Consider the following 10,729-nt stretch of genomic DNA (forward strand, 5'->3'; position numbering starts at 1 on the left):
AGGCTTCGCATAATAAGTGAAATACGATTATCATGAAAGCAAATGATCACGCATAAAATTAGTTTACTTCGTGTATAGAAGGCCTCTGAATCATTCCCCTGCTCGAAAGCGCTATTTCAATTGAGTCAAAGAGAAAATCCAAGATACTCTGCTAATGATATGATAACTATTTTGAATGATGCTAATTTGAGTTTTCTTGACTAGAGTTATATACGGGAATAAATGGGGTTGTTTAAGAGATGGGAAATTAAGTGAAAATAACGGTTGCTATGAAATTTTCGAGGCACTCACATATGTCATCATATACTAGAAAAATCATTGGTTTTTTTATTTTCTTCTACGTATTATTCATGCCTTCTACAATTATTAACGCTTTAGCAGAAGCTACTGTCAAGACTGATGACAAACTGTATACTCATTTTAAAAAAAAAAATGACACTTCAGATCTGAGCTCCCCACATATCATTATCAGCAATATCCAGAAAGCTAGTCATATTTTATCTTCTTCCCCTTCAGAACTCGCGGAACAAGCAAAATCCTATGCTTTGGGTAAATTTAATAACACCCTATCCTCAGAAACTCAAAAATGGTTATCTCAGTTTGGTACTGTCAGAATCAACTTTGGGTTAGACAGGAAATGGACGCTGAAAAATAACTCACTCGATATACTATTACCCCTTTACGATGACAAAGCAGATTGGTTGTTCTTTTCCCAATTGGGTTATCGTAACAAAGATAGCCGAAATACCATGAATCTGGGTTTAGGTGGTCGCTATTTCTATCAGAACTGGATGTATGGCTTAAATGCTTTCTATGATCATGACTTTACTGGAAAAAATCAACGTTTGGGACTAGGAGGAGAAATCTGGGGCGATTATATTAAACTTTCCGCTAATACCTATTATCGTTTAAGCGACTGGCAAAAATCACGAACCTTTCAGGATTATTATGAACGTCCCGCCAACGGTTATGACATTAATGGGGAGTTTTTCTTGCCGGCTTACCCTAATTTGGGAATGAAACTAACCTATGAGCAATATTTTGGTGATAAGGTCACTTTATTCAACCGTGATACTAAACAGAAAAATCCAAGCCTGGCTAAGTTTGGCCTGACATATACCCCAATCCCACTAGTTACCATGGGCGTTGACTATAAGCAGGGGGAAAGTGGCCATACTGAAACACAGTTTTTGGCAAACTTAAATTATAAATTCGGGGTTCCCTTTAGTATTCAATTGTCACCCGCTAATGTGGCTTCAATGCGGACATTAGCAAGTAGCCGTTATGATTTGGTGGAAAGAAATAATCATATTGTTTTAGATCATGTAAAAAGAGAACAAGAAATACTGATCGCGTTAGAGCCTATTGTCGGATATGGCCATCAAGAGATACCCATTAATCTACCCGTCCCCTCTAATATTAATATTAAAAAAATTCGCTGGATTGTTTCAGATAAAGCATTTCTACATAACAAGGGGAAACTTTCTTCTGACTCAGGTAAGAGTATTGTTATTACTCTCCCCAGCTATCAGGAAACACATAAAAATGATTACCTGCTTGATATATTGTTAGAATATACAATCTATGGTCAGAAAAAAACAAAACCGATTCAGATTCCTATGAAGGTTTTGCCTTTTATGATAGAGGGAAAAGTAAATATCATTCCACCTGAATCACCGATAGCAACCGGCGAAAAAGAAAATGGGTATACGTTTGGCTCACCCATTATTACTTATGCAGGTTCCCCATCTGGAAAATTTGTTAAAAATGCCAGAATCGATAAAGTTGCCTGGACAACCGAACCGGCTTTAGGCACTGGCTCTGGTTTAAGGTTTTTATGGAATAATCAGCCTGCCCAAACGAATGAAAAGGGTGAATTAACCGATGAAAAAGGGAAATTAATACCTAACATTTTATTGAGTGAAAAACCCCATAAAAAAGTCGATATTTATATACAATTAGACGGTGCTCCACAGCAAAAAATAGGTTCAGTGACGTTTAGCAAAAAACAACCTCACTACAAAATAAAAGACAATAAATTGAGTGTGGCACCGGACCCCAAAAAATCATTGGTGGCGGATGGTACACAAAAATATACTTATACAGCAGACATTACCATTGATGGCGGTTTAGCGGCCGATAACGTTGATAATGTGAAATGGAGTGCTGTCGGCAAAAATTTAGCGGGTAAGGAAATTAAGGATATTTCTGTCGAAGCTCCAACAGGTACGGTGAAGACGAATAACGGGAAATTAAACGCAACATTAAGCAGTAAAACGCCATTAAAGGACGTTGTGGTGACACTTTCGATTGCAAACAAGGAATCGGCTTCAGCCGAAGCGGTTTCTTTTGTTGCTGATCCGAAAGAATATCGTGTTGATCGCATTATGATTGATCATCAAAGTCCGCTAATCGCAAATGGTCAAAATACTTACACCTATACGGCCTATATCGTCGATCAAAGTGGAAGTGCATTGCCGGAAGGCCAGAACATTTCCAACATTCACTGGGATAAAAACAAGGATACCCAGGGGCTTAATTTCACTTTCAAAAATGGGGTTGACAGCACGGGAGCAGGTGGAACACTCACGGCAAAACTGAGTAGTGTATCGGTTGTCGATAGTGTTGCCGTTTCGCTCTCTGTTGAAAATCAGCAGCCCCCCATTTTAGCTAAGCCCGTTGCTTTTATTGCTGATACATCCAGTTACCATATTGACGGTGGCCTGACCGTGGACCCCAAAGGCCCCCTGACGGTCGGTGATGGAAAATTTTATACCTTTAAAGCCACTGTTATTGATCGTCAGAAGAACAAAGTGATTAACCAGCCTATTGATGGCGTAATATGGCAAGCAAAAGACGATAAAGGACAAGAGGTTAAGCTAACAACACAAAAAACAGAAACAAATGAAGAAGGGAAATTGATCGCAATACTGGATAGCTCAGTACCATTAAATGGTGTGAAGGTTTCATTAGCTATTGAACACCATGCGGTCGTTACCGCTGAAGCGGTTTCTATTGAGCCTGAAAATATTAATGTGCTCTGTAAAGCCACTAATGAGCAGCAACAACCTGTATTAGTCACTGAAACTTACACCTGTACGGCAACAGTCACCGATGTGGCTGGTCAAGGCGTATCAGATAAGGCAGTGAGTTGGCAAGTTAAAGATAATATTAACCTTAAACCAACGACTTCTTCAGAGAAAACCAATTATGCTGGAAAAATAACGGCAACATTAACCAGTCCCATTGAGGCTTCAAATATTATTGTTATAGCTTCTGTTACTTCTGCTGATGGCCAATCCAGTCAAGGAGAATCAAAGGATAAAATTAATTTTGTTTGGCCGGAAATTACCATGGAGAAGGAACCAAAAGATCATGATGTCACTATTGGCGGGCAGGAAAAATATCTTCTTACTGCAAGGGCATGGCGTGAAAAAAATAAGACAGCATATAAAGAGCCAGATATTAAGTTCAGGTGGTCTAAACCTCAAAACCAGAATGGTACGGAAGCGACAGATGTAACCTTATCGCCATTACCACCATCAACAGATAGCTCTCAATCAGTGAACCCCAAAGATGGCACACTGCAAGTGAATGTCGTTAGCAGTAAGGCACAGCAGGTGAAAGCGTGTATTGATATCGATGGCAGAAAACCGGCTGCGCCGACATGTTCAGAAGGTATGAATTTTGTTGACCCCCCACCGGAGTTCGATATCTCCTCGGTTGAAGTGACGGACTTTGATGCAAATAATCCATTACAAGGTAATGGCACCGATGAATATCACTACAAGGCATTGATTGTAAAAAAAGGGACAACAGAGCCTCTGCGCAAGTATACGTTTAATGGTGCGCAGTGGACACACGACCATGACAAAATTAAGGAAACTAAGTTCCCTCAGCCTAAAGCTTATTCACCGGAAGATCCTACAAACGAGGAGACTAGACTTAAAACAGATGATAAAGGATATTTACATGCAAAATTAAAAAGCTCTGTCGGTGTTGAAAATGTCACTGTAACATTAACCATGGCTGAACCAGATGGTACTGATGTGAAACGTGATGCAGATACACAAATCGCATTTAACCCTGTTCCGAAACCTGCGGTGCTATATGTTTATAATAAAAACAATACAGCAGTATTTAAATATTTTAATAATAAAGGTGGCAAGGATCACCCACACACTGTTTTTGATTCGTTGCGAGGAGAATTAAGAGAGACAGAAAATTCTGGCTCTTTTTATGATGATAAGGAAATAACCGATATTGCTTATCACTTGCCGCCAGATAAAACCAACTCAATATATGGAATATTTATGTTAGCCTTTGGTGATGGTTCTGGCCCAATACAATTTAATGCACCTGGAACTACTGAAATAAACACAAAAGTCACGATGGATAGCGGAGAGATTAAATTATACAAGTATGAAATTAATATTAATAAATCATCAGGTGCTATCCCGAACTATCAATACGTAGATCCAAGTGGTGTAAATATTAATTGTCAAAATAAGAATACCCCACAAGGAGTAATTCAAGATTTATATTCAGATAAGGAAGCATATGACCCTAACAATCCCACAGATTTTTATTCTCTACATAATGAATGGGGTGGAAATTTTGATTTATACGATTGGGGAATATTTGATCACATCTCTGGTCGTAGCCCCGATAAAGTCACAATTATCGTAAACAATACCGGTTCTGATAGTCATAGCAAACCGTTTAGGATCTATGACGCTAAAAATAATACTTTCGATAAACAGACGGAAGGTATTATTTTTTGTTACAGTGCACTAACTAAAACAATAGAAAAGTAAAAGCACAAGATAAAAATAATTGTGTGAATATAATCAACTATCGCGATGAAAGAAAGTTATCAGGTGATAACTTTCTTTCATTAGTTTTTTATTTTTTATACGGCTATGTTGAGAATCAAAATTAAAAGGATTACAAGTGAGGTGATATTAAAACTATTTTCATGTGGTAAGTTTATTTTTAATAACTATTTCTGTAGTAAATTTTTTAAACGGAATAAAATTAATATGATTTATTAATAGCAATAATAACACGAGATGATAAAATGACAGCTAATACTAACATGGGAATTTCACTTAAACCGTCTGATAATTTATTTATAGGTCAGAAAATAACATTCACAGTAACATTGACTTCAAGTGAAGCTATTGATGGAGGTAAGTCTATAACAGTAAAAACAGGCAACAATAAAAATATAAAATTTGATCAAGATATTAACAAACCTATTAACCTTGATTATGCGAAAGGAAATAAAACGGCATCTGTTAATTTGAGTTTTACAGTGCTTAAGACGGTAGGAAGCAACCCAGTAAATTATGGTGATAATATTACATTTGATATAGACACTAATGCTACATCGGATAAAACTCCATTTAATAAAGTGCATTTCACCGGTAAAGCTAAGGCAGTGAATAATAATAAAATGGAGATTTCAATTAATCAGAAAGCAGATTTAGTGATAGGCCAAAGCGTGAATTTCACGGTAACATTAAGTTCAGATCAACCTATTTTGCTGAGCAAAAATGTTTTCATAAAAAATGTCGGTAAAAATATAAAATTTGATCAAGATATTAATAATCCTATTCAACTTATTTATCTAGACGTTGCTAAAAAAGCCTTTGCCCAATTAAGTTTTACTGTGGAAAATCCAGATGGTACACCAGTACAAGATGGTTCTGAGATTCATTTTGAAGTTCATACTGATGCAATGACGAGTGAAGGTGATTTCAAGGTTATATCATTTGCAGGTAAAGCAAATGAAATTGATTTAAATTCATTAGCACTTTTTATTGAAAATAATATCTTACAAATGCAATTAGATGGGAGTCAAAAAATATACACACCAGTATATGCAACGTTAAAAAATAAAAACACACAGGAATCATTAAAATATACCCCTGTATTTATCACGTCACAACAGCATAATAAAATGGAAGAATTTACCTTTAAGGATGCTGGAAATATTAATGATCTTGTTCTTGAGAAAGAAGGTCCCAATAAAGGAATTGTTATCGCTTCAGATGGAAGTGGTGTAATAAAATTTAATCTCCATCTTAAAATTTCACTTGTAAGTGTACTTAATTTATCTACTGTTATTTTGAGTAATATAACTAATATTTCGATCCCAGCTAAGAAAGTAATTTATGCTATTAATTATAAAGCACCGGGTTATCTTAATTCTATAGGCATGCCAAGTATTGATGGTAATACTCCCGAAGGATTAACAGCACATACTACAGATCCTAATTTCCTGGCATCAATAAGTAGCTATGATGGAGTAGAAAATGATGATGTCATTTTATTTTTTGTTAACGGAAATTATAGTGGGCAATTTATAACTATCACAGATCAAAAGAAACAGTTAGATAATTATAGCATAGCGCTTCCTTATGCTATTTTTAAACAAGGTGAAACATCTGAGTTTTCTTATACCGCAGTAAAATTAAATGGCGATGCTTTTTATTCTGAACCAATACCGGTAACTTATTTAGGTGGTATTCCTTACGAAGCTAACCCGAATGTTAATAGAAGTTATGAACATTGTTTAGTTCATACCAGTATTGGTGTTGGCCCTGATAATATTATTCCAACTCATAATGGTGTTGCTTATGCCAGCATTATGCAATATCCCGGCTATAAACATAATGGATTATTTATTGAAATTGTTCGTTCTAATATTAAGGATCCTAAATCAACAGTAAATACGGTTCCACTAAGTGTAACGGAGTTTACTTTAAATATGTATATAGATTCACCGAATAGAAATGTAATGTTTACTTATCACAAACCAATTACATTAAATGATATTGGCGGAGATGGTAACAAATATTCTATTTTCTTCCAGATTCCTTATACGGATTTAGCTGGTGTAGAATATGGAGGACTTAGTTTTGATTATCAATTTTACTTAGATGAAAAATTACAATATGGTGTAGTTTGGAATGGATCTATTGATACCTATGCAGCTCCAGTAGGCGTGAAAAGCCAATGATAGTTAAAACCATATAATAATACACTTATTTTAATCATTATATTTTATAAGCTATGTATCCCGCATCTATATGTAAATTTTTAATTTATCTTAAATGTAAGCTTTAAACTTAATAAATAAGTTATAAGTAAGATGCGGGGTGCCAGCTAAAAATACTCTATTTTTATTACACTCAGAACTCTAAAATAAAATTAAATAGCATATTTTATTTAGGCTACTAATATTTATATACTCGATAAGATTCAAATTGCAATCTGCGAGGCGAGGCGAGGCGAGGCCTTATATTTTCCCGCTTCGCGAGAAAATATAACACGCATCTTGAAATTGGATTGGTATAGATATTTAATCAAAATTAAATTGTGGGTAATGAAATGATAAATAACAAAATGGAAATTTCAATTAATAAAAAAGCAGATTTAATTATAGGTCAAAGTGTTAGTTTTACGGTGACATTAAGTTCAGATCAACTTATTTTAATGGACAAAAGTGTTTTCATAAAAAATGTCAGTAAAAATATAAAATTTGATCAAGATATTAATAATCCTATTAAACTTATTTACACAAATGGTAATAAAAAAGCCTCTACCCAATTAAGTTTTACTGTGGAGGATCCAAGTGGCGGGGTGGTACAAGATGGTTCTGACATTAATTTTGACGTTTATACTGATGCAACGACTAATGAAGATGATTTCAAGTTTGTACCATTTACAGGTAAAACAAATGAAATTGATCCGAATTCATTGGCACTTTTTGTTGAACAATCTTTCTTACAAATACATCTAGATGGTGGAAAACCAAAATATACATCAATATATACAACTTTGAAAAATAAAAACACTCAAAAAGCACTGGTAGGTACACCAGTATTTATTACATCTCAACAGCATAATAAAATGGAAGAGTTTAGCTTTAAAGATGAAACTAATACAGTTCCTCTCTTTCTTGAAAAAGTAGGCCATAATAAAGGATTAACTATCACATCGAATAAAAATGGGTTAGTGAAATTTTATCTATATCCTAAAACAACACTAGTAAGTGTAGTTAGCTTATGGAGTTATATTTTAAGTAATGTAGTTAATATTAGAAGTGAAGCTAATAAACTGATTTATATCATTAACTATAGTGAACCAACTTTTTTTAACTCTATAGGTACACCCGATATTTTAAGTTACAGCCCAAGTGGTATATACGCAAATTCGGGACTATCATATTTCATGGTGTCTATAAGTAGTTATGATCAAGCTTCACCAGGTGACATAATTTTATTCTTTGTTAAAGATTTGGATACTAAAATTACTAATTTTACTGGTTATTCTGTGATTATTGAAGATCTAAATAAGCAATTAGATCAATATAGTATAGAATTACCATATTCAATTTTTGAACAACAAGCTAAATCATATGAGTTTTCTTATATTGTAATTAAAAAAGGAGGTGATGCTTTATACTCTGAAGCACTACCAGTCACTTATTTAGGTGGTGTTCCTTATGAACCTGTTGCAGGTGTTAAAAGAGAATTTGAACCTTGTATAGTTCATGCCAGCATTGGTGTTGGGCCAGATGACATATTACAACCTGGTTGGGGTAATTATATTAATTATGATGCTATAATGAGATACCCTAGATATAAATACAATGGATTATTTATTGAAATTATACGTTCTAATAATATTAGTTCGAATGCAGAGACAAATCCCGTCCCATTAGATATAACAGATATTACTCTGACAATGTATATAAATTCAGACAATAACAGTTTCCAAAAATCTTACACTAAACAAATACCTTTAGCTCAAATTGGTGGCTCCGGTAATCCAGACTCTATTTTTTTCCATATTCCTTATAAGGATATTTCTGGTATAGAAGGTCATGGTTATATATATATTGACTATCAGTTCTATCAAAATCAATTTTTGAAATATAGTGTAGAATGGACTTCAAATATTGAAACAACCGCAGGCCCTGGTGAAACAGGTAACTAATTAACAAAAAATATTAAATATGAGCGCTGATTGTAGAAGCGCTCTTATACGCGATAAACTTCAAGTTGCAATCTGCAAGACGACGCGAGGCCTTATATTTCCCCGCTTCGCGGGGAAATATAACACGTATCTTGAAGTTGGATTGGTATAAATCTAATTTTCGTAAAATAAAAAAGGAAATAAAAATATGGCTGGTACAATTGAGTTTTCCCTACCTAATAATGCCGATTTAATTATCGGACAAAAATTTTTGTTTACAGTAACGCTATCATCTGATGAAAATATTGATGACCCTTCTACTATTTCATTTTATAATAACAAAAACATTACTGTACCACTTGATCCTATCTCCTTAACGCTAGATCACAGTAAAAAAAAGGCGGCAGCAACAGTCACTCTTACTGTATCTAACTCTATAGCAGAAAATGAAAAAATTTCTTTTAGTGTAAAAACATCGTCAACCGATTTTCCAACTAAAACATTACAATCCACAGCAAGAATTATTGATTCGGATTCAGTGAGATTACATATTGATAACCCATGTATAGTTATTCCAATCTCATTTACCGACGCCAAAATTGGCTCTCTATCAACTAAAATTCATACAATTCTAAGAGATAAAAATGGAAAAACATTATCAGGAGTACCTGTATTTATAAAAGCTAATGTCATTAATGAGTTAAAAGAAATAAATATTTACCACAATGATAAAACTACAAAAATAGATGTTCATGAATTTGGTAACGATCAGGGTATTTTCGTAAACTCAGATGAAGAAGGAAAGCTGGAGTTTTACATTTCTCCGAAAAAAGCAGTATTACCGATTATTCAATTATCTTCTACCATACTAAACTCAACCGACTTTAAGTTTGCTAATGATCCTATATTTATATTTGTTGATAATGTTAAAGATTATCGTCAACCCTTAAATATCGTAACCGCTATTAATGATAATTTAAAATCAGAAGGAGAAAGTAAATTCTGGGTAGATATATCACCATGCAATGATTATAAATTGGGTGATTTTTTACTATTTTTTGTTAACGATGAATATAAGTACTACATCAGAATCCTTAATAATAAGGAAAGAGAGCCCTGTTTAAAGTCGTTACCTTATTTTATTTTCAAAAAAGATGCACCATCAAAATTATATTATTTCTTAATCAAACCAAGTGACAATATAATCGCTAAATCCAGTCCTACTGATGTTATTTATAGAGGAAAACCAAATCAACCCTGGAGTGATATTGATAGAACATATGAGCCGTGCCAAGTTTACTCTAGCTTCGATGAACTTATAAATCAGGGTAGCTCCATCATTGACAAAACCATATCGAACCATGCCAATAACCCAGACGATGCTGGCCTGTTTGTCAGGATAACAGGAACTAATGATTTTAGCGATGGCACTAAAATAAAATTAGGTTCAAAAGTCATCTTAAATTTATATATTAATGCAAGTAACAATACGACAAAGCAAGTTTTTAACGGTGACATGCCCTATCAACCAGATGAAATAGGAGGAAAAACAGCAACATTGAAATTTAATATCCCTTATAATCTTTTAAATAATAATTTAGCATTTCCTTACCATGATGGAGAGATCTTCTTTGATTATCAAATTGGTAATGATAATGATAGAGATGTGACATATGGTGGTATTTGGTCAGGCCACATTGTTACATTTTAAAATAGATAATATAACGCGATGCTCGACTTT

Annotated in this window: 4 protein-coding genes; all 4 read left to right on the forward strand. The window is 34.1% G+C overall.

Going from position 1 to position 10,729, the window contains the following annotated elements; translation table 11 throughout:
- Window positions 1-293: 293 nt before the first annotated feature.
- The 4 genes from ABLA76_RS08960 to ABLA76_RS08975 all read left to right on the forward strand — a co-directional run bounded on the left by ABLA76_RS08960 (window position 294) and on the right by ABLA76_RS08975 (window position 10,699).
- Entirely contained in the window at window positions 294-4,817 is a 4,524-nt protein-coding gene (locus ABLA76_RS08960) for an inverse autotransporter beta domain-containing protein (protein ID WP_348987653.1), read from the forward strand.
- 263 nt (window positions 4,818-5,080) lie between these two features.
- The gene (locus ABLA76_RS08965) at window positions 5,081-7,027 is read left to right on the forward strand and encodes a hypothetical protein (protein WP_348987654.1); all 1,947 of its coding nucleotides are present in this window, start codon (window positions 5,081-5,083) and stop codon (window positions 7,025-7,027) included.
- 371 nt (window positions 7,028-7,398) lie between these two features.
- Window positions 7,399-9,009 (forward strand): hypothetical protein, encoded by a 1,611-nt coding sequence (locus tag ABLA76_RS08970; RefSeq protein WP_348987655.1) that lies wholly within the window; start codon window positions 7,399-7,401, stop codon window positions 9,007-9,009.
- Between the two features lie 187 nt (window positions 9,010-9,196).
- The gene (locus ABLA76_RS08975; RefSeq protein WP_348987656.1) at window positions 9,197-10,699 is read left to right on the forward strand and encodes a hypothetical protein; all 1,503 of its coding nucleotides are present in this window, start codon (window positions 9,197-9,199) and stop codon (window positions 10,697-10,699) included.
- Window positions 10,700-10,729 lie beyond the last annotated feature (30 nt).

The organism is Xenorhabdus sp. SGI240, assembly GCF_040081915.1.
GTDB lineage: Bacteria > Pseudomonadota > Gammaproteobacteria > Enterobacterales > Enterobacteriaceae > Xenorhabdus > Xenorhabdus bakwenae.